The sequence below is a fragment of the Haloarcula sp. H-hyl2 genome (assembly GCF_056934385.1).
On record NZ_JBRIIJ010000002.1, the window covers coordinates 752,360 to 771,384 of the forward strand.

General features: G+C 64.9%; 19 protein-coding genes. 9 read left to right on the plus strand and 10 right to left on the minus strand.

What is annotated here, in order from left to right:
- Positions 1 to 14: 14 nt before the first annotated feature.
- The 6 genes from Hhyl2_RS13735 to Hhyl2_RS13760 form a co-directional block, all read right to left on the minus strand.
- Positions 15 to 659, minus strand: coding sequence for an archaellin/type IV pilin N-terminal domain-containing protein (locus tag Hhyl2_RS13735; protein ID WP_483551335.1), 645 nt, complete (start codon positions 657 to 659; stop codon positions 15 to 17).
- 208 nt (positions 660 to 867) lie between these two features.
- On the minus strand, positions 868 to 1,494 hold the full coding sequence (locus tag Hhyl2_RS13740) for an archaellin/type IV pilin N-terminal domain-containing protein (protein WP_483551336.1): 627 nt from the start codon (positions 1,492 to 1,494) through the stop codon (positions 868 to 870).
- A gap of 279 nt (positions 1,495 to 1,773) precedes the next feature.
- Positions 1,774 to 2,049 carry a DUF7521 family protein gene (locus tag Hhyl2_RS13745; RefSeq protein WP_276223260.1) on the minus strand — a complete coding sequence of 92 codons (276 nt, stop codon included), beginning with the start codon at positions 2,047 to 2,049 and terminating at the stop codon, positions 1,774 to 1,776.
- Between the two features lie 93 nt (positions 2,050 to 2,142).
- On the minus strand, positions 2,143 to 2,478 hold the full coding sequence (locus tag Hhyl2_RS13750; protein WP_483551337.1) for a helix-turn-helix domain-containing protein: 336 nt from the start codon (positions 2,476 to 2,478) through the stop codon (positions 2,143 to 2,145).
- A 155-nt stretch (positions 2,479 to 2,633) separates the two neighbouring features.
- Positions 2,634 to 3,359, minus strand: coding sequence for an RAD55 family ATPase (locus tag Hhyl2_RS13755; protein ID WP_483551338.1), 726 nt, complete (start codon positions 3,357 to 3,359; stop codon positions 2,634 to 2,636).
- Positions 3,360 to 3,447: 88 nt separating this feature from the next.
- Entirely contained in the window at positions 3,448 to 3,882 is a 435-nt protein-coding gene (locus Hhyl2_RS13760) for a chemotaxis protein CheW (protein WP_483551339.1), read from the minus strand.
- Between the two features lie 171 nt (positions 3,883 to 4,053).
- On the opposite strand from Hhyl2_RS13760, the gene Hhyl2_RS13765 reads away from it, so the two are divergent.
- From Hhyl2_RS13765 to Hhyl2_RS13785, 5 genes are read left to right on the plus strand one after another with little or no spacing between them, the layout of a single operon-like run.
- Entirely contained in the window at positions 4,054 to 5,133 is a 1,080-nt protein-coding gene (locus Hhyl2_RS13765; protein WP_483552031.1) for a protein-glutamate methylesterase/protein-glutamine glutaminase, read from the plus strand.
- 2 nt (positions 5,134 to 5,135) lie between these two features.
- Entirely contained in the window at positions 5,136 to 7,088 is a 1,953-nt protein-coding gene (cheA, locus tag Hhyl2_RS13770; protein WP_483551340.1) for a chemotaxis protein CheA, read from the plus strand.
- Positions 7,085 to 7,894 carry a CheR family methyltransferase gene (locus tag Hhyl2_RS13775; protein ID WP_483551341.1) on the plus strand — a complete coding sequence of 270 codons (810 nt, stop codon included), beginning with the start codon at positions 7,085 to 7,087 and terminating at the stop codon, positions 7,892 to 7,894. Before cheA ends, Hhyl2_RS13775 begins: the two co-directional genes overlap by 4 nt.
- A complete protein-coding gene (locus Hhyl2_RS13780; RefSeq protein ID WP_483551342.1) occupies positions 7,891 to 9,123 on the plus strand; it encodes a HEAT repeat domain-containing protein in 1,233 nt (410 codons plus the stop codon). Before Hhyl2_RS13775 ends, Hhyl2_RS13780 begins: the two co-directional genes overlap by 4 nt.
- 58 nt (positions 9,124 to 9,181) lie before the next feature.
- Positions 9,182 to 10,042, plus strand: a complete 861-nt coding sequence (locus tag Hhyl2_RS13785; RefSeq protein ID WP_483551343.1) for a CheF family chemotaxis protein — start codon at positions 9,182 to 9,184, stop codon at positions 10,040 to 10,042.
- Here the strand turns inward: Hhyl2_RS13785 and Hhyl2_RS13790 are convergent, their stop codons facing one another.
- The gene (locus Hhyl2_RS13790) at positions 10,043 to 12,019 is read right to left on the minus strand and encodes a hypothetical protein (protein ID WP_483551344.1); all 1,977 of its coding nucleotides are present in this window, start codon (positions 12,017 to 12,019) and stop codon (positions 10,043 to 10,045) included.
- Positions 12,016 to 12,498, minus strand: coding sequence for a hypothetical protein (locus Hhyl2_RS13795; protein WP_483551345.1), 483 nt, complete (start codon positions 12,496 to 12,498; stop codon positions 12,016 to 12,018). Before Hhyl2_RS13795 ends, Hhyl2_RS13790 begins: the two co-directional genes overlap by 4 nt.
- A 108-nt stretch (positions 12,499 to 12,606) precedes the next feature.
- Here Hhyl2_RS13795 and Hhyl2_RS13800 point away from each other — a divergent pair, with 108 nt between their 5' ends.
- The 4 genes from Hhyl2_RS13800 to Hhyl2_RS13815 all read left to right on the plus strand — a co-directional run bounded on the left by Hhyl2_RS13800 (position 12,607) and on the right by Hhyl2_RS13815 (position 15,313).
- Positions 12,607 to 13,446, plus strand: a complete 840-nt coding sequence (locus Hhyl2_RS13800) for an aldo/keto reductase (RefSeq protein ID WP_483551346.1) — start codon at positions 12,607 to 12,609, stop codon at positions 13,444 to 13,446.
- Positions 13,447 to 13,537: 91 nt separating this feature from the next.
- Positions 13,538 to 14,353 carry a prephenate dehydratase gene (pheA, locus tag Hhyl2_RS13805; protein WP_483551347.1) on the plus strand — a complete coding sequence of 272 codons (816 nt, stop codon included), beginning with the start codon at positions 13,538 to 13,540 and terminating at the stop codon, positions 14,351 to 14,353.
- Positions 14,354 to 14,450: 97 nt separating this feature from the next.
- On the plus strand, positions 14,451 to 14,855 hold the full coding sequence (locus Hhyl2_RS13810) for an Hsp20/alpha crystallin family protein (protein ID WP_483551348.1): 405 nt from the start codon (positions 14,451 to 14,453) through the stop codon (positions 14,853 to 14,855).
- 2 nt (positions 14,856 to 14,857) lie between these two features.
- A complete protein-coding gene (locus Hhyl2_RS13815) occupies positions 14,858 to 15,313 on the plus strand; it encodes a peroxiredoxin (protein WP_483551349.1) in 456 nt (151 codons plus the stop codon).
- On the opposite strand, the gene Hhyl2_RS13820 is transcribed toward Hhyl2_RS13815, so the two are convergent.
- Positions 15,310 to 16,206, minus strand: a complete 897-nt coding sequence (locus Hhyl2_RS13820; RefSeq protein ID WP_483551350.1) for a type IV pilin domain-containing protein — start codon at positions 16,204 to 16,206, stop codon at positions 15,310 to 15,312. The genes Hhyl2_RS13815 and Hhyl2_RS13820 overlap by 4 nt on opposite strands.
- Before the next feature lie 62 nt (positions 16,207 to 16,268).
- A complete protein-coding gene (gene leuS, locus Hhyl2_RS13825; protein ID WP_483551351.1) occupies positions 16,269 to 18,941 on the minus strand; it encodes a leucine--tRNA ligase in 2,673 nt (890 codons plus the stop codon).
- Positions 18,942 to 19,025 lie beyond the last annotated feature (84 nt).

A 19,025-nucleotide genomic window follows, 5' to 3' on the forward strand; every position in this document is an offset into this window, starting at 1 on the left:
GAGCGGCGCGCAGATTACAGGGTGACCGCAGAGTTGCCAGACAGGGTCTCCGGGACGACCAAGCGGACGGTCGAGGTCCCACCGGACTGGGTGTTCAGTTGAACCGTTGCCGTCTCACCCTCGCCGAGGCCGTTGCCATCGTAACTGTCGTCGTCAGTGTCGGTGCGGATGTCGTCCACGTCGAAGCTGAGCGTGGCCCGGTCAGCGGGGTCGTTGAGGACCTGACTATCCGAAATCGAAGAGTCGTCGTCCTGTACGGTGTCGACAGCGAAGGCGGTCGAGTTCGGTGCGTCACCGCTGGCCGAACCGCCTCCGTACGTGAGGTCGTAGCTACCGGTAGTGTCGACCCACTGGGCGATGGTGCTACCCATGTCGATGTTGGCCGCACCTGGTGCCTTCTTGACGGTTATTTCGACCAGGTCGACGGTCTTCGCACCGCTGTTGATTTTATCCCCAACGGTATTGACGACTTCGAGCCGGTTGGTGACTTGGTCGCTACTCTGCTGTCCGGTTTCCTCGGCACTGCTCTGGAGGAAGCCGGCCGTGTTGATGAGGACGCCTGCGGCGATCGCGGCGACGAGCACCATCGCGATGAACACGATGAGGGTGCCGATCCCGACCTGCCCGCGGTCGTCATCATCTGGAGTTTCCATGAACATTGGTTGGTCCGGGTCTGCCTGACCCTACTAACGCGATTTTTCTCACTGGTAATAATACCTCTCCTGCAAATATATTTCCTGATAACAGTGGTTTTAGAGGATAACTGGCTGGACTCCGGTATCGGTACCCAATCTGGATGTATCAACGCAGCGATCTCGTTATGTGGGTAACGTGTCGAAGACAGAAACAGGAAGAGCGGCGCGCAGATTACAGGGTGACCGCAGAGTTGCCAGACAGAGTCTCCGGTGCGACGAGACGGACGGTCGAGGTCCCGCCGGACTGGGTGTTCAGCTGGATCGTGGCAGTCTCACCTTCTCCCAGGCCGTCGCTGTCCGTCACGGAGTTGCCCTGTCCAGCACGGATCTGCTGGGCGTCGAACACGAGCGTCGCCCGGTCGGCCGGGTCGTTCAACACCTGGCTGCTAGTAATGGAGTCGTCGTCGTCCTGCACCGTATTGATACTGAAGCTGGTGGCATCCGCGGATGACGCGTACGTGAGGTCGTAGGAGCCAGTCGTATCGACCCACTGGGCGATGGTGCTACCCATGTCGATGTTGGCCGCACCTGGTGCCTTCTTGACCGTCACCTCGACCGTGTGGATCTTCTTTTCGTCCTGATCGATGTTGTCGCCGACGGTGTTGACGACTTCGAGCCGATTCGTCACTTGATCGCTACTCTGCTGTCCGGTTTCCTCGGCACTGCTCTGGAGGAAGCCGGCCGTGTTGATGAGGACGCCTGCGGCGATCGCGGCGACGAGCACCATCGCGATGAACACGATGAGGGTACCGATCCCGACCTGCCCGCGGTCGTCGTCATCTGGGGTTTCCATGAACATTGGTTGGTCCGGGTCTGTCTGACCCTACATGCACTCTCTGTATCGTCGGTAATAATACCTCTCCCGGAAATATCTATGCTGATAATGGGTGTTTGAGGCCGGTGAAATGTGAAAATTCGACACGAATAGGTGTTGAAAAACGTCCGTTTCATTTCGAGGTCGGGGTGTCGACGACCCGCGAACATTCAGTGCTGAAAACGCAGTCGACAGGTGGTCTCCGTAGTGGACTCGACTGACGGACCGATAGGGGCCGATGAGAAGCCGATCGCGCGCGTGTGATTACTCGTAGGTGACGAGACTGTACATCACGAACAGGTACCCGAACGTCGTCAACCCGCTGTTGACCAACAGCAGTGATTTGACGCCGGTGAAATCGTTGACGAAGGCACTGATCATCGTCGCAGCTGCGCCGGCGACAGCCAGCGAGAATCCGACCGAGAGGTGCAACATCGCTCGGCGTGAGGTCTGAACGTACGCGCGCATCGCCATCCCGACCATGGTGAGGCCCGCGACGACGAACACCAGAGTCGAGACCGTGTAGAGGAGCTCTATCATCGGCATTATGGTCTCCTAGCATAGAACCACGCATAAATCCACCCTCTAAAATATCTCTACTGATAACGCCGAAAACTCGCGAGAATGTCGGGGTCAGCCTTCCGAGAGCGTCCGCCAGGCTTCGTCGAGTTTGTTCGTGACTTCCGAGCGTTCTTCGATGTGGATCGTCAGCTCGTCCTCGAAGTCGACACGCAACTCGTCGACGTTCCGACGGTAGACTTTGATACGGCGCCTGTCGTCAGAGAGGATGTTGTCGTGGAGTTCCAGCAGGTCGTGTTCGGTCAGTTCGTCGATCCGTCGATAACACGTCGCGATCGGGATCCCGAGTTCGTCGCTCAGGTCCTGTGCCGACACGGGTTCGTCGGTCGCGTCGAGAATCTCGGCGCTGTATTTGTTCCCCAGCGTCTGTAGGATCTCCGCCGAAACCATCGTTATCAGAATATAAATTCAGTCTTGCATAAAGCTACCGCCTATGATAGTGACTGAGTCGGTGAGCGTAGACGGCAAAGAGCCAAATCGTGGAATCGGATGCTTTGGGGCCTGCTATCCCCGTTCTCTCCGATAATAATCGGAATATGGTCCGCTTAGAGCGGGGAATCCTGTTCGCTCATCATCGAGAACGCGCTCGCGTTCTCGTGGACCTGGATGCCCCCCCACTCGATCTCCATCGGATAGATATCGGTCTCGATATCCTGCTTCCGCATCTTCGCGACCCACACGTATCGGCTGACGCCGGAGTCCGTCGGCGTCTGGATGAGATAGATGTTCCCGTCGGTGAGGTAGTTCTCCAGGCCGATGTCCGTATCGGGGAAGACCGCGCCCTGTTCGTTGGTCATCAACGTGGTGAGGCCGTTACTCCGCAGGATGTCGGTGAACTTCAGCAGGTAGGTCCGTTTCTCGGTCTCGGTCTCGAAAAAGAGGTTGAACATCGCCAGCGAGTCCAGCACCAGCCGGTCGTACTCCTCGTCTTCGAGGTCGTCCAGCAGGAGATCCAGGGACGACGAAAAGTCGTTCTCGCGGAGCAGGACCTGTTTGTCGTACACTTTGATGTCGCCGTTCTCGACGAACTCGGGCCACTTGTCGAAGCCGATCGATTCGGCGGCCTCCCGCAGGTCCGCTTCGTTCTCCTCGAAGGAGAGGTAGATCCCCTTCTCGTCGAACATCTCGACGCCGTTGTAGATGTACTGGAGACAGAGGATGGACTTCCCGGCGCCTGGGTTGCCGCTTACGAGTGTCGTCGAGTTCGTGACGATACCGCCGTTCAGAATCGAATCGAGCCCGTCGATGCCTGTTTTCGTGATTTCTATCATTTTTCGTGTGTTTATTCCGGGGAAGTTAGGTACTCCTGTGTTACGGGTGGTGAAAAGTCTTGTTCACGAATCGCCAGGAGAAACCCAGTCAGCCGGCAGCGTGGACGACTGCGGGATCGACCCAGATGACGAACTCGTCGTCGCGTTTCACCACGCCACGGATAGAGCCGTTGTCGTTGGCCGGTGACTGATCGACCTGCTCCGGCGAGACCTGGACGACCTGGTAGACCTCGTCGACGAGCCAGCCGGCCGCACTCTGGGTCTGGACGATCTCCGGGTCGTAGACGATGATCCGTTTCTCGGCCCCGTCCTCGTCGATGCCGAACACCGCCTTCGGATTCACGATGGAGGTGGTCCGGCCACGGAGGTCCATGACGCCCTCGACGTGGGGTGGGGCGTTCGGTACCTTCGTCAACTCGCCGACGTCGACGATCTCTGTCACGTAGTCGATGCTCACACAGTAGGTCTCGTCTCCAAGCTTGAACTCGAGCACTTGGCCGGTCGTGGCTGACTGGGCTGACATAACTGTTCCTGGGACTACCAGAAGGTAGGTCGGTAGCCAGGTATAAAGCTGCCTGCTGGACTATCAACTTTGATTACACGGGCGGAGTCTTTATTTCGGGGCCGAACCCGATTACGGGGTAGGTATGATGTGTCGCTCGCGAACGACCCGGTTACGGGAGCCACCGTGACGATGGCGGGTCGAACACCACGCGCGGTCGTGGCTGACGACTCCCATTTCATGCGGAGTGTCATCTCCGATATCCTGGAAGAGGGGGGTATCGAAGTCGTTGCACAGGCACGCAACGGCGTCGAAGCGGTCGAACTGGTCCAGGAACACGGGCCGGACGTCGTGACGATGGACGTGGAGATGCCCGAGATGAACGGTATCGACGCGACCGAACGGATCATGGACGTCCGCCCGACGCCGGTGTTGATGCTCTCGGCCCACACCGACGAGAACGCGGACGTCACCTTCGAGGCGCTCGATAAGGGCGCCGTCGACTTCTTCACCAAGCCCGGCGGCGAGGTGTCGATGGAGATGTCCCGGCTGAAAGACCAGCTGGTCGAGATGGTGACCTCCGTCGCCGAGGTCGACGTCGCCGATGGTGGTCGCGGGTCGGTCGACCGGGCCAGTTCCAGTGGCCAACGCACCACTAGCGCCACGGGTGACGGGCGGGCGTACGTCGACAATCCGACGCTCGTCATCGGCTCCTCGACGGGCGGCCCGAAGATGGTCGAGAAGGTGCTCGCGAACCTCCCCCTGGCAGCGGACCTCCGCGTGCTGGTCATCCAGCACATGCCCGAGGGATTCACCGGCCGGTTCGCAGAGCGTATCGACGCCCGCAGCGACTACGAGGTCAGCGAGGCGACGGACGGCGGGCGGCTCGGCGGTGGCGAAGCGATGGTCGCCGCCGGCGATCGGCACATGGTCGTCAAGAACTACCGGAACGGCCGCCTTCGGGTGAAGCTGAACCAGGATCCGCCGGTCAACAGCGTCCGACCGGCAGTCGACGTGACCATGGAATCGGCCGCGTCGACCATCGACGACCCGCTCGTCGGCGTCATCCTCACTGGCATGGGCGAGGACGGCGCCGAGGGAATCCGGACGATCAAGGGCGTCGGCGGGGACACGATCGCACAGGACGAGGCGACGTCGGCGGTCTACGGCATGCCCAAGCGGGCCGTCGAGACCGGCTGTGTCGACGCAGTCCTGCCGATCGACGACATCGCGAGCGGCATTCTCGACACGATAACGACTGAGGTGACCTGACAATGGACGACCAGTATCTCGACGCGTTCATCCGCGAGAGCGAGGAGGCGATAACCGAACTCAACAACTCGCTGCTCGATCTAGAATCGGACCCCTCGGACACCGAGGCGATGGACTCTATCTTCCGGACGGCTCACACGCTGAAGGGCAACTTCGGCGCGATGGGGTTCGACGACGCCGCGAACCTCGCTCACGCCGTCGAGGACCTCCTCGACGAGATGCGCCAGGGCGAGATGGAGGTCACACCGGCAGTGATGGACCTCGTGTTCGCCGGCGTCGATCAGATCGAGGTGATCGTCAACGAGATCGAGGCCGAGGGCGAATCACAGACGGAGACCGACGAGATGGTCGACGAACTTCGGACCGTCCTCGAAGAGGGGGCCGACGCCGCCGGCGACGTCGGTGGCGGCGACACCGGTGGCGATGACGAGTCGGGCGCCGATAGCCTGGACGTCGACGCCGACGTCGATCCGGCCCAAGCGGACGAGCGGATCGTCCAGGTCGAGGTCGATGTCGGCGAGTCGGACATGCTCGGGGTCGACTCGATGCTCGCACTGGAGGCCGTCGAGGACGTCTTCGACATCCTGGCGATGGAACCCGACCGGGCCGACATCGAGGACGGCGAGTTCGAGGACACGTTCGTCGTATACCTCGACGCCTCGGACGCGGCGACAGTCGACGCGGAACTGGGCTCGGTCGGCAAGATCGAGTCGTTCGCCGCGAGCGACGTGACCGACGAGCTGACCGGTGGAGCGACCGGGTCCAGTTCGATGACCGCCGGAGCGACAGAGACCGACGATTCGGAGGAACACAGCGTCGACGAGATCAAGTCCGTCCGGGTCGACGTCGACCAGCTCGACGACCTCCACGGGCTCGTCGAGCAACTGGTCACCAGCCGGATCAAACTGCGACGCTCGGTCGAACAGGACGATCTGGACTCGGCCGGCGAGACGCTGAACGAACTCGACAAGATCACCGCGAACCTCCAGAACACGGTGATGGACATGCGGCTCATCCCGCTGAAGAAGGTCGTCGGGAAGTTCCCGCGACTGGTTCGTGACCTCGCGCGCGAGCTCGACAAGGACGTCGAGTTCACCATCGAGGGCGAGGACATCGAACTCGACCGGACGATCCTCACCGAGATCTCGGACCCGCTGATGCACATCCTCCGGAACTCGGTCGACCACGGGATCGAATCGCCCGACGAACGGGAGCAGGCGGGCAAGCCCCGGACCGGACACATCGAACTGCGGGCCTCCCGCGAACGGGACCACGTCATCATCACCGTCGAGGACGACGGTGCCGGACTGGACGTCCAGGGCATCAAACAGAAGGCCATCGAGAAGGGCGTCCGCTCGCCCGAGGAACTGGAGGCGATGGACGACTCCTCGATCTACGACTTGATCTTCCACCCTGGGTTCTCGACGGCCGACGAGGTCACCGACACCAGCGGCCGCGGGGTCGGGATGGACGTCGTCCACGACACCGTCACCCAACTGGACGGCTCGGTCAGCGTCGAATCCGACGTTGGTGAGGGGACGACCGTCTCGCTGCGCCTGCCGGTGACGATGGCCATCGTGAAGGTGCTGTTCGTCGAGGTCGGCGACGAGGAGTACGGCGTCCCGATCAAGAACGTCGACGAGATCACCGCCACCGACGCCGTCAAGCAGGTCAACGGGACCGAGGTCATCAAGCACAACGACGACATCTACCCGGTCATCCACCTGGCGGACACTTTCGACGTCGACAACGCCCACACCAACGGCGACGGGATGCTCGTTCGCATCCGCGAATCCGAGCGCCAGGTCGCGCTCTACTGTGACTCGGTCAACAGTCAGGAGGAGGTCGTCGTCAAACCGCTGGAGGGGATCCTCTCCGGGACGCCCGGACTCTCCGGGACCGCGGTGCTGGGCGACGGGAACATCGTCCACATACTCGACGTGGTGACGCTATGAACAAAGGAAGCGACAGACAGTTCACCCAGTTGCTGGAGTTCATCGGCGACGAGATGGACTTCGAATCGGGCTTCTACAACGACGCGTATCTCGACCGACGGATCACCGCCCGGATGCGCCGGACCGACACCGAGACCTACCGGGCGTACAGGCAGTTGCTCCAGCGCGACGACGAGGAGCGCGAGCACCTACTGGACTCCCTGTCGATCAACGTCACCGGGTTCTTCCGGAACCCGGAGGCCTGGGAGGCGCTGCGGCCGGTCCTGCGGGAACTGACCGCGGACAACCGGCGGGTACGGCTGTGGTCCGCCCCCAGTGCCGACGGTCGGGAGCCGTACTCAGCGGCGATGCTGGCGCTGGACGACCCCGAGATCGAGGCCCGCCGGATCGAGATCACGGGGACGGACATCAACGCCGACATCCTCCGTGAAGCGCGCCGGGCGACCTACGAGACTTCCCAGACGACCGACATCGCGGAGGAACTGGAACCGCTGGACGACTACTCGAAGTACATCGAGCAGGACGGCGATACCTTCCAGGTCAAAGACAGGGTCACGAAGATGGTGACCTTCGAGCAACACGATCTCATCCGCGGTGACCCTAAGCGGGATTTCGACCTGGTGTTCTGTCGGAACCTGCTCATCTACATCGACTCCGAGTTCAAGGTCCCAATCTTCGAGACGATCCGTGGCTCGCTTCGCGAGGGCGGCTACCTGATGATCGGGATGACCGAGACGCTGCCGACGGAGTGTCGGGACTCGTTCGAACCGGTCGACAAGCAACACCGTATCTACCGACGGGTATGAGCCTCTACCAACTCGAACGGGACGGCGAGGTACAGGAGCTCATCCGGGTCCTCCGGGAGAGCGACAACGAGCGCGTCCAGACGCGGGCCGCGGAACTGCTCGGCAACTTCGCCGACCACGACGACCGGCGTGACGTCGTCAACGCCCTCGTCAAAGCCGCCCAGCGGGACAGCGACAGGGTCACCGCGATGGCCATCGACTCGCTGGACGAACTCGGGGGGGACGCAATCGAACAGCTCATCGGCACGATGGCAGGCGTCGACCTCGACGACGATTCGGCCGACTGGGTGAAAGCCAAGGCCTACACACAGGCACTCGATGCCGACGTCCCGGAACTGCGGATGGCCGCGGCCAACGCGCTCGGCGGACTGGACCAGGCCGACGCCGTCCCGAAACTCGCGAACCGATTCGACGACCCCGACCCGCGGGTCCGGGCGCGTGCGGCCCGCTCGGCCGGCAAGATCGGGGACTCGCGGGCGACGAACCCGCTGGAGTCACTGCTGACCGATTCGAAGTCGGCGGTCCGCCGCGAGGCTGCCCAGGCGCTAGGAAACATCGGCAACCGGCAAGCGCTGCAGGCCCTGCTCCCGCTGTACGAGGACGACCACGAGGAGGTCCGCCGCATCGCCGTCGGCGCCTTTGGCAACTTCAACAACGATCAGCCGGTCGACTACCTCATCGAGGCGCTGGGCGACGACGCCGCGGGGGTCAGACGGACGGCCGTCTACTCGCTGATCGAACTGTTGGCGAACGTCCCGACCGACCAGAGCCACGAGATCCGCGAGACCGTCGTCGAGAAGCTCTCGAACACCGACGACCGGAGCGTCGTCGTCCCGCTCGTCGAGATTTTAGAGGAGAGCACCCAGTCCGCACAGCGGCGCAACACCGCCTGGCTGCTGGGTCGCGTGACGAGCCAGGAGGAACGCGACCGGGTCATCGAGGCGCTTGTCGACGCACTGGAAGACGACGGGCAGATGATCCGCCAGTTCGCCGCGACGAGTCTGGCCGAACTGGGCGGCGACGACAACATGGTCGAGCGCCGCCTGCTCTCGATCGTCGAGGACACGAGCGTCGACCCGCAGGTCCGGGGCCAGGCCATCTTCACGCTGGGGAAGGTCGGCGGTGAGCGGTCCCGCAAGACCCTGGACCAACTCATCGACGAGACCGAGAACGAGACCGTCCGGAAGAAGGCCTTCTCGGCCATCTCGAAGCTGGGTGGTCGGGGATGACGCAGGCCGGTCGGCTCAAGTACCGCCCGTCCGTACCGGCGGGTGACCGACCAGAGCGATGAGCGACGGAGAGCGCAAACTCGTCGACACGAAGGGCAAGTTCGTCCAGGTAGTGTCCGATGGGCGAAAGCGCAACGACATCGAATGGATCCCCGGCCGTATCCTGCTGTCGAACAAGCGGCTGGTGTTGGCGACCAACGAGGGCAAACGGACGATCCCGCTGTCCTCGCTGACCAGCGTGACGGCCAGTCAGATGAACCAGCCGCTGGCACAGGTCGACGGCTACGTCAAACTCCAGTCGGGTGGCGACGTGACACTCGTCGCGCCGAAGGCCGACGAGTTCGAAGAGCACCTCTACAGTTCGCTGCTGGACCAGATCGTCGTGCTGGCCAAACACCCGGCGCTCAAGGGCGGCGTCGTCCAGGACACCGGCTGGGAGAAGGCCCGACTCAAACTCGATGGCGACTGCATCAACCTGGCCATCGCGACGGGGACGTTCGTCGAACTCGACATCGACGACGTCGGGACCGTCGAGGCAAAGGAGAAACAGATCAGGGGCGACGAGCGGCCGATGCTCGAGGTCGAACATACCGTCGAGGGCACCAGTGTCGAGACACACATCTCGGGAAATCCCCGCCACGTCTCACTGCTGGAGGGGCTCGTCCGGCAGGGCGAACAGCGCAACGTCGCCGACGACGTCGAACTCACGGACGAGGAGACCCAGGTCCTGATGGCGCTGTACTCTGGCATCTCGCCGTTCAAGATCCCCGACTTCGTCGACATGGAGATCGACCAGGTCGAGGCGGTGTACGACCGACTGCTGGAGGCCGACATCCTCGAACCGGTCCGGACCCGTCGCGAGGTCCAACTGGAGGCGCGGGGGCGCTCCATCGCCAGCGAGGCGATGTCCGATCAGTAGTCAGAACGGCGGCGAACTCCCGTAGAGGCGCGTGTAGTGGACGGCGTCGCTGACGGCCCGTCCGACCGGGAGCACGAACTCGCCAGTGATCGGGAACAGTGAGAGACCACTGACCAGCAGGTACGCTGCCATCGACCCAGCGGCCACACCGAGGACGACTGCCCCAGCCCGCTCGCCGCCGTCGCGGGTCGTCGCGACCAGTGTCCAGATGGCGACGACGAGGGCCACCGCCAGCGCCCACAGCGCGTAGAGTTGGACGGACTCGCCGAGGACGAGGTCACCGACGGCGATCACACAGAGGTATGCGAGACTGCCGAGGACGCCCGTCGCTGCCGTCGTCACGGCCAGCAGTCTTGGCTGGGTGTCGACGACGCCGCGGACTACCGGGAGCCGTGCGAGCCAGTAGACGCCGACGGCGTACAGGGGGTGGAGGTACCGGACGGTGAACATGTGGTGGGTCGGGAGGCTCCCGAGGAAGACCCCGAACAGCAACACGACGTACGCGAGCGTGAACGCATCGAGGACACGGATCGGGGACCACTCGCTCGGGGGTGTCGCCGTCAGCCGTCGTCTCGCTAAGACCGGGACCGCCGTCAGCGTCCCTAGCAACGGCATCGAGGCCAGCACACTCAGATTGATCGCAGCGTCCTGCGACGCCGTGATACTCTCCAGATACCCGGTCCGAACGAAGATAGTCAGTGTCCGTTCCGGGTCGGTGACCAGTTGTCCGTAGGAGTCTCCGAGCAGGCCGAGCAGGCGCTGCCCGACGAGAGCTACAGCACCCGAGACAGCCGCGACCGCTCCCCAGCCACCAGTGGCACTGTCACTCTCGCCCTGGGTCTGGGCAGCCTCCGCCCCCGTCTGTGACTCGCTACCGTCCGCCTGTGGCGTGTTGCCACCCGTACCGTCCTGCGTGGCCTCCGGTGCTTCGGCACTGAGCACGTCGCCGTTGTAGTTCGACAGCAGTCGGGGGGGTTCCAGCGGGTTCCCAGCGATCAGCCAGTTGGTCACGAAGAAGGGGAGCAGCGAGACGAACAGCGCCGCCCCGACGAGCGCCAGGTCCCGCGGTCCGTTCGAGCGGGCCGTCGGCAGGTCGACGGCCGCGACGGCGAGCAGGAGGATGAACCCCTCGGCGGCGTGGACCCAGGCGGCGAGGCCGACCCAGACGTAGGTCAGCGCCCGGAACCGAGTCGCGCTCCGCCGCGTGTCCGCGGCACGGCTCCGGTACAGCGTGTACATCGCCAGGACGACCAGCAACACGGTGACACTGTGGCGTTTCGGGAGCGTGGCCCAGAACCCGACAGGCGTCCCAACAGCCGTGACGCCACCCATCGCCACGCCGACGCGGCGCGAGTAGAGTCGACTCCCGAGTCGGTAGCTGACGACTGCTGTGAACGCAGCGGCCAGTGCAGTCGTCGTCTGGAGTGCCAGCACCGGTAGCCACCGCGGTGACAGTGGCGTGGCGCCCAGTAGATTCCACAGGAACAGCGCGGCGCCGACCCCGCTCCCGGCCAGGAGGGCGGTGCGGCCGCGGTCGAGCCAGCGGCCGACACCCCAGCAGACCACCGCGAGGGCGACCGACCACAGGCCCACGAGGACGACCCGGAGATCAGCGAGCAGCGAGAGGAGGCGCAACAGGACCAGCCAGACGGCAGACACGAGGACGATGCCGTAGTTCCGGCCGTAGACGCGCCCGTCGACCAGATACGTCCCCGGCGTCGACCCCGACGGCGGTCCGTAGACGACGGTCTCGATGGAGAGGTGGCCGTCGAGGACGCCGACGAGCGTGTTCGCGAAGGTGTACTGATCGCTCGAAAAGAACCCGAGTTCCCAGGTCAGCCCGAACCAGGTCAGCGCGGCCAGTCCCACCACCGCACCGGTCCGGTCGCCGAAGATTGCCCCGAACACGGCCCTTCGTAACGCTGCCACCGAGACGGTCTCGCCCGCGAGCAACCGGTCGAGGACGCGTTCGCTCATCGTTCGACCTCGATGGTGATCCGACGCTGGACCAGGTCCCGTTCGCGGTCGCCGGTCCGGAGCCAGACGGCAACGGTGGCGTTGTAGCTGTCCCGGTCGAGCCGTTTGGGGCTGATGCCCAGCGGGTTCGGCCTGAGCCGGAGACGGTCGCCCGCACGCCCGTCGAGCTCGTACCGACTGGTCGCCGTCGTCCACAGCGTCGGGATGTCGATGGTGTACCTGACGACTGGGTTCCCTTCGACGGAATCGACGGTCACGACACCTGGCGGCGCCGAGAGGTGGTACCGGCCGGCGCCGAACCGGCTGCGTTCGAGTGTGATGTCGTCGGCTGGCACCGACTCGACGGTTACTGTCGCCTCGCCTGCGCCGGCCGGTGCCGTCGCGTGCGTGAGGTCGACGCCCCCGACGAGTGGCCCCGACGCGAGCGCGAGCACCGCGATGGCCAGCGCCAGTGCGGCCAGCGGCCGGGGCAGCGACATGTTGTCGGGCGTTTGCCGTCGGCGTATATGACTCTACTGGGGCGATTATCGGAACGGAGAACTGCCGGGGACCGGCGGTATTTACGTTCGCCCCTCGAAACGGTCACAATGGTCACCAACGAGAGCGGGACGTTCGACATCGGCGAAGAACTGACAGTCAAACGGCTCGGGTTTGGCGCGATGCGTATCACGGGCGACCGGATCATCGGCGAGCCCGACGACGCCGAGAACGCCCGTGCGGTCCTCGAACGGGCGGTCGAACTCGGCGTCGACTTCATCGACACGGCCGACTCGTACGGTCCCGGTGTCTCCGAGCGGCTCATCGGCGAGACGCTCGATACCGAACGTGAGGACCTCGTCGTCGCGACGAAGGGTGGACTCCTCCGCAACACCGACGCCGAGTGGCTCGCCCACGGCGACCCGGATTACCTCCGGAACGCCCAGTTGTGCTCGCGGGACCGCCTCCGGATGGATCCCATCGACCTCTACCAGTTCCATCGGCCAGATCCGGACACACCCTTCGAGGACTCCGTCCAGGTGCTCGGCGAACTGAAAGACGAGGGGCTGGTCCGGGAGGTCGGACTCTCGAACGTCTCTGTCGATCAGCTCGACCGTGCCCGTGACGTTGTCGACGTCGCGACCGTCCAGAACCAGTACAACGTCGCCAACCGCGACGCCGAGGCCGTTCTGGAGGCGTGTGAGAACTACGATATCGGCTTCATCCCGTGGTACCCGCTGGGGGCCGGCGACCTCGACGGCGTCGAGGGCATCGACGAGGTCGCACAGCGCCACGACGCGACCCCCCACCAGATCGCGCTGGCGTGGCTCCTGGCGCACTCCGACGTGACGCTCCCGATCCCGGGGACGTCCAGCATCGAGCACCTCGAACAGAACGTCGCGGCCAGCGCGATCGACCTCTCCGACGACGAGGTCGAACGCCTGTCCTGACCGGTCAGTGTCGCGGCTGCTTCCTGCCTGGTGACGTTCGCGGACCGCCGACACCGGGGCGTTTTTCAGGGCTTGCGGTGTATCCGCAGCCATGACGACCATCACGCTCGGCCCGTCGGGGACCTACTCCCACCGGGCCGCCCAGGCGGTCGCCGGCGACGACATCACGTTCTCCGAGTCGGTCACCGCCATCGTCGAGGCTGTCGCCGAGGGCGAGGCCGACCGCGGCGTCGTCCCGGTCGAGAACAGCATCGAGGGGTCGGTGACCGAATCGCTGGACGCCTTCAGCACGTACGACGTGGCCGTCGTCCGCGAGATCATCACCCCCATCCGGCACGCCCTGCTGGCCCAGGGCGGGGCGTTCGACCTCGTCGCCAGCCACGCACAGGCGCTCGCCCAGTGTCGGGGCTGGCTCGACGAACATTACCCCGGTATCGCCGTCGAGGCGGTCACCTCGACGGCCCGCGGCGTCGAGCGCGCCCGTGAAGACCCGTCTATCGCTGCGATCGGCCATCCCGCCAACGCCACCAACGGCACCGAACTGGAAGTCCTGGCCGAGGACATCCAGGACCGCTCCTCGAACGCCACCCGCTTCGTCGTCGTCGCGCCGGCCGACGAACGCAGCGACGCCGGCAGCAAGACCTCCTTCATCGTCTACCCGAACGCCGACTACCCCGGCCTCCTGCTTGAACTCCTCCAGCCCTTCGCCGACCGGGACATCAACCTCACCCGCGTCGAGTCCCGTCCCAGCGGCGAGCGACTGGGCGACTACGTCTTCCACATCGACATCGCCGCCGGCCTCTACGAGGAGCGCACCCAGGCCGCCCTCGAAGACATCGAGGCCATCGCCGAGAACGGCTGGGTCCGCCGACTCGGATCCTACGACTCCGAGACGGTCATCAACTGAGTGCCGGTTCGGGGTGACAGGGGCCCGCTGTGCCCCGGTCGCGCCTGCGCCGACCTGTCATGGGAAAGTTAAGTCCCGGGGCCGCGTAGGGACGACTATGACAGATAGCGACCCGTTCGGTGAGATCGAGCGCGCGTTCGACGTGCTGACAGACCAGTTCGGGACGAACCTCGGCGCGGTCCCGACCGACGTCATCGAGGCCGAGGACGCCTTCGTGATCCACATGGACCTGCCGGGCTTCGACAGCGACGACATCGAGGTCAAACTCGTCGACGAGCGCAAACTCTCGGTCACCGCCGAGCGCGACGAGTCGTCCGAATCCGTCGACGGGCAGTACCTCACACGAGAGCGACGCAAGCAGTCGCTGGCCCGGTCGGTCCGACTGCCCGCCGACGTCGAGGAGGACGCCTCGGCGAACTACGAGGACGGCGTCCTGACCGTCCGCCTGGCGAAGGCCGTCACGGAGGACGAGGACGAGGGGACCGACATCCCGGTGAACTGACGATGGTCCTCGAACCGGGTTCGGCGGCGCCGGAGATCAGCGCGCACAACCAGTGGGACGAGCGCGTCAGTCCGGACTTCGAGACGCCGACGGTGCTGTACTTCTACCCGCGTGACGACACGCCGGGCTGTACGACCGAGGCCAGGGAGTTCAACGACCGTTACGAGCAGTACCACGACGCCGGCGTCGAGGTCTATGGCGTCTCGACCGACGACGTCGACAGCCACTGCGAGTTCGCGGAGGAACACGACCTCTCCTTCGACCTGCTGGCCGACCCCGACGGCGCTCTCGCGGAGGCGTTCGACGTCGAGATCCGCGAGCGCGACCGGGCAAGTCGGACGACGTTCGTCATCGCCCAGGGACAGGTCGTCGGCGTCTACGAGGGCGTCCGCCCCGAGGGCCACGCCGCGGAGGTCCTGCGGGACCTGATGGAGGCCGGCCTCGTCGCGATGGACTAGTCGACCGTCGCCGACAGCCGCGTGAACTCGCCGCTGTCGAGGTAGGTGCCGGCGACGTTCTCCATGTCGACGAGGACGTAGAACTGCTCGAAGCTGGCGTCGCCGGTCGTGGTCACCGTCTCGGTGCCGTCCCAGGTGAATGACGACCGGTCGCCCGAGGAACTCGGGCACCTGATCTCGACGTCAGATCCGAAAGCGTTGCTGCTCTCGTCACAGCGAATGACGTACTCGGTCCCCGTCGAGTCGACCGCGACGAGTTTGATCCCCGAGTCCTCGAAGGAGACGGCTTCGAACCCGAAATCGACGGTCAAGCGGCCATCGTTCGCCGGGAGCGTCGTCCGGTAGCGTCCGTAGGAGGCGCCGTCGGCCGCCTGCGAGACGTTGAGGCTCCCGACGTCCTCGGTCAGCTGGAGACCGGTCGTCTGATCGTCGAACGCACGCTGGAACGCGGCGCGGCTGTCGCCGTCGGTCCCACGGTCCCAGTAGGCAGCGGTCACCGCTCCGGACTGGGGCGGGACGGTGTAAGTCTCGAAGGTCTTCGTCATGTCTTGCTTTCGCCAGCCGACCCTGACCTCGTCACCGGGAAGCGCCTGGAACCGGACACTGTCGCCGGCTGCGAGCGTCCTGTCCGGCCAGTCCGTTCGGGTACCGTCCTCGCCGGACACCCTGAGATGTTGTGTCTCGATCGGCTGGCCCTGTGCCAGCGTGACGACTGCCTCGCCGGTGTCGGTGTCGTAGTCGAAGTCGAACGACGCCGTCGGCGCGTCCGAGAGCAGCCCACCTGCCAGTCCGAACGCTACCGTCGCCAGCACCATCGCCGTGATGACCGCGACGACGACGAGCAACAGGACACCGATCGTACTCGTCTGGCCGCGGCGTGTCTCCCCCACCATAGCCGGAGATGGTCAGTCGACGAACAAAAACCCCGCGGGGATGTCGCGGGCCGAACCGGTCCCTACGCCTCGATGTCGATGGCCGGGCGGCCCGGTTCGGCGTTCCGGACCAGGCTGTCGTCGGCCTCGTCGGGCGACTGGACGACGACCTCGGCGCCGAACTCGCGTTCGATCAGCCACGCGGCCCGGCGGAGTGCCTCGACCTCCTGTTCGGGGGCGAGCAGGTCGGGGAACGTCGCGCGGCCAGCCAGGTCCTTCGCGAAGTCCGCGGCGGCCTCGCCGTACTGCTGGAGCTCCTCGTTTTGCATCACTGCGGGGACCACGTTGTCGGCCTCGCGGGCGATGTCGACGATCTCGTGTTTCCACTCGGGTGCGACCGCCAGCGTGATGCGCTGTGGGTCCTCGATGCCGACGGTCTCGACGATGTCCCGGACGTCCTCGCGGGTGTCCTCGACCAGACGGCGCTCGATCTCGTAGTCTGCGGGGGCCTCGCCGGCCGGCCAGTCGGCCTGGGCGAGTAGCCCCTCGTTGTCCAGTTCCCCCCAGATCTCCTCGGCGACGTGGGGCGCGACCGGTGCCAGCAGTTTCGTCACCGTCACCAGCCCGCGCTCGAAGGTCTTGGGGGCGGGCTCGGTCGCCTCCTCGTAGCGGCGGAGCAGCGAGACCAGTTCCCGGACCGCCTGCAGGGCGTGGTTGAACCGGAACTGCTCGTACTCGGTCGTCGCTTTGGCGGCCGTCGCGTCGATCTCGCGGGCGACGTACTCGGCGATGTCGTCGCGCTCGCCGGTCTCGATCTCGTCGGCCACGTAGTCGGTCGTCAGTTCGTAGACGTTCTGGAGGAAGCTGTGGGCCGACTGGACGCCCTCGGCGCTCCAGGCGAACTCCTTCTCGGGCTGGGCGGCCTCCATGATGAACAGCCGGGCCGTGTCGGCGCCGTACTCCTCGATGATGCGCTGGGGCGAGACGCCGTTACCCAGGCTCTTGGACATCTTGTTGCCGTCCGCGCCCAGGACCATCCCCTGGTTCGTGAGGTTCGTAAAGGGCTCGCGGACGTCGCCGGAGAGCAGATCGATGTCGTCGAGCACCTTCGTGAAGAAGCGGGCGTACAGCAGGTGCATCACGGCGTGTTCGATGCCGCCGACGTACTGGTCGACGGGCATCCAGTCGCTCGCCCGCTCGGTGTCGAAGGGTGCGTCGTCGAGGTCGGGCGAGGTGTACCGCAGGAAGTACCACGAGGAGTCGACGAAGGTGTCCATCGTGTCGGTCTCCCGCACGGCGTCGCCACCACACTCCGGACAGTCGACGTGTTTCCACTCCTCGGCCGCATCCAGCGGGTTCCCGGTGGTGTGGACGAACTCCGGCAGTTCGACCGGCAGGTCCTCGTCGGGGACCGGGACGTAGCCACAGTCGTCGCACTCGATCATCGGGATCGGTGTGCCCCAGTAGCGCTGTCTGGAGATGCCCCAGTCCCGGAGGTTGTACTCCGTGCGGTGCTCGCCGTCGAACACCTCGACGAACTCCTCGCGGGCCTGTTCGCTCGTGAGCCCGTCGTACCCGCCGCTGTCGACGAGGACGCCGTCCTCGGTGTAGGCCTGTTCCTGCACGTCGATCTCGTCGGGATCGACCTCGGCATCGTCGGTCGGCTCGATCACCTGCGTGATCGGGATGTCGTGGGCCTCGGCGAACTCGTGGTCGCGGTCGTCGTGGGCCGGCACGGCGTACAGCGCGCCGGTCCCCACGTCGGTCAGGACGTAGTCGGCCACGTAGACGGGGATCTCCTCGCCCGTCGCGGGGTTCGTGGCGTACTCGCCGGTGAAGACGCCACTGGTCACTTCGAGGTCGTCCTCGTCGGCCTGTTCGGCCATCTCGATGTACTCCGCGACCTCGTCGTTGTTCTCGGCGATTTCCTGGGCGACCTCGTGGCCCGGCGCCAGCGAGAAGTAGGTCGCGCCGTAGATCGTATCGAGTCGCGTCGTGAAGATGTCGACCGCGCCGTAGTCGCCGACCTCGAAAGCGACGCTGGCGCCCTCCTGCTTGCCGATCCAGTTGCGCTGCATCTCCTGGACGTTGTTGGGCCACCCGTCCAACTCCTCCAGTGCCTCCAGCAGTTCCTCGGCGTAGTCGGTGATCGTCAGGAACCACTGGTCCATCTCCCGGTGCTCGATGGGCGTATCACACCGCCAGCACAGCTCGGCTTCGCCTTCCACTTGCTCGTCGGCCAGCACCGTCTCACAGGAGGGACACCAGTTCAGTTCGGCGCCCTGGCGTTCGACCAGCCCCGCGTCGTCGAAGCGCTTGAACAGCCACTGGTTCCACTTGTAGTAGTCCGGGTCACAGGTGGCGATTTCGCGTTCCCAGTCGTAACCAAAGCCCATCTCCGTGAGCTGTTCTTTCATCGAGTCGATACAGTTCAGCGTCCAGTCCCGTGGGTTGGTGTCCCGTTCCTCGGCGGCGTTCTCGGCCGGTAGGCCGAAGGAGTCCCACCCCATCGGGTGCAGGACGTGCTCGCCGCGCATCCGCTCGAAACGGGCGAAGGCGTCCGTGATAGTGTAGTTCCGGACGTGGCCCATGTGGAGGCTCCCGGAGGTGTAGGGGAACATCGCCAGGACGTACTCGGGGTCCGTGGCGTCGTCCTCGATGCGGAACACGTCCGCCTCGTCCCACGCCTCCTGCCAGTGGGGTTCGATCGCCGTGTGGTCGAACCCGCGCTCGCGTTCGTCACCGGTCGTGGTCATAGATACGGAAACGTCGGACACCGACGTTGCTATAGCTTTCCCTTCAGTGGGCCGAATCGACAGTGTGGGCGACGATGACACGGT

What these genes read in the sequence shown, in the direction of transcription:
- Hhyl2_RS13765 (WP_483552031.1), top strand. Translation starts at nt 4,054, where the DNA reads ATGGCGGGTCGAACACCACGCGCGGTCGTGGCTGACGACTCCCATTTC.
- Hhyl2_RS13810 (WP_483551348.1), top strand. Translation starts at nt 14,451, where the DNA reads ATGACAGATAGCGACCCGTTCGGTGAGATCGAGCGCGCGTTCGACGTG.
- Hhyl2_RS13735 (WP_483551335.1), bottom strand. Translation starts at nt 659, where the DNA reads ATGTTCATGGAAACTCCAGATGATGACGACCGCGGGCAGGTCGGGATC.
- Hhyl2_RS13745 (WP_276223260.1), bottom strand. Translation starts at nt 2,049, where the DNA reads ATGATAGAGCTCCTCTACACGGTCTCGACTCTGGTGTTCGTCGTCGCG.
- Hhyl2_RS13785 (WP_483551343.1), top strand. Translation starts at nt 9,182, where the DNA reads ATGAGCGACGGAGAGCGCAAACTCGTCGACACGAAGGGCAAGTTCGTC.
- Hhyl2_RS13780 (WP_483551342.1), top strand. Translation starts at nt 7,891, where the DNA reads ATGAGCCTCTACCAACTCGAACGGGACGGCGAGGTACAGGAGCTCATC.
- Hhyl2_RS13790 (WP_483551344.1), bottom strand. Translation starts at nt 12,019, where the DNA reads ATGAGCGAACGCGTCCTCGACCGGTTGCTCGCGGGCGAGACCGTCTCG.
- Hhyl2_RS13795 (WP_483551345.1), bottom strand. Translation starts at nt 12,498, where the DNA reads ATGTCGCTGCCCCGGCCGCTGGCCGCACTGGCGCTGGCCATCGCGGTG.
- Hhyl2_RS13760 (WP_483551339.1), bottom strand. Translation starts at nt 3,882, where the DNA reads ATGTCAGCCCAGTCAGCCACGACCGGCCAAGTGCTCGAGTTCAAGCTT.
- pheA (WP_483551347.1), top strand. Translation starts at nt 13,538, where the DNA reads ATGACGACCATCACGCTCGGCCCGTCGGGGACCTACTCCCACCGGGCC.
- Hhyl2_RS13740 (WP_483551336.1), bottom strand. Translation starts at nt 1,494, where the DNA reads ATGTTCATGGAAACCCCAGATGACGACGACCGCGGGCAGGTCGGGATC.
- Hhyl2_RS13750 (WP_483551337.1), bottom strand. Translation starts at nt 2,478, where the DNA reads ATGGTTTCGGCGGAGATCCTACAGACGCTGGGGAACAAATACAGCGCC.
- leuS (WP_483551351.1), bottom strand. Translation starts at nt 18,941, where the DNA reads ATGACCACGACCGGTGACGAACGCGAGCGCGGGTTCGACCACACGGCG.
- Hhyl2_RS13820 (WP_483551350.1), bottom strand. Translation starts at nt 16,206, where the DNA reads ATGGTGGGGGAGACACGCCGCGGCCAGACGAGTACGATCGGTGTCCTG.
- Hhyl2_RS13800 (WP_483551346.1), top strand. Translation starts at nt 12,607, where the DNA reads ATGGTCACCAACGAGAGCGGGACGTTCGACATCGGCGAAGAACTGACA.
- cheA (WP_483551340.1), top strand. Translation starts at nt 5,136, where the DNA reads ATGGACGACCAGTATCTCGACGCGTTCATCCGCGAGAGCGAGGAGGCG.
- Hhyl2_RS13775 (WP_483551341.1), top strand. Translation starts at nt 7,085, where the DNA reads ATGAACAAAGGAAGCGACAGACAGTTCACCCAGTTGCTGGAGTTCATC.
- Hhyl2_RS13755 (WP_483551338.1), bottom strand. Translation starts at nt 3,359, where the DNA reads ATGATAGAAATCACGAAAACAGGCATCGACGGGCTCGATTCGATTCTG.
- Hhyl2_RS13815 (WP_483551349.1), top strand. Translation starts at nt 14,858, where the DNA reads ATGGTCCTCGAACCGGGTTCGGCGGCGCCGGAGATCAGCGCGCACAAC.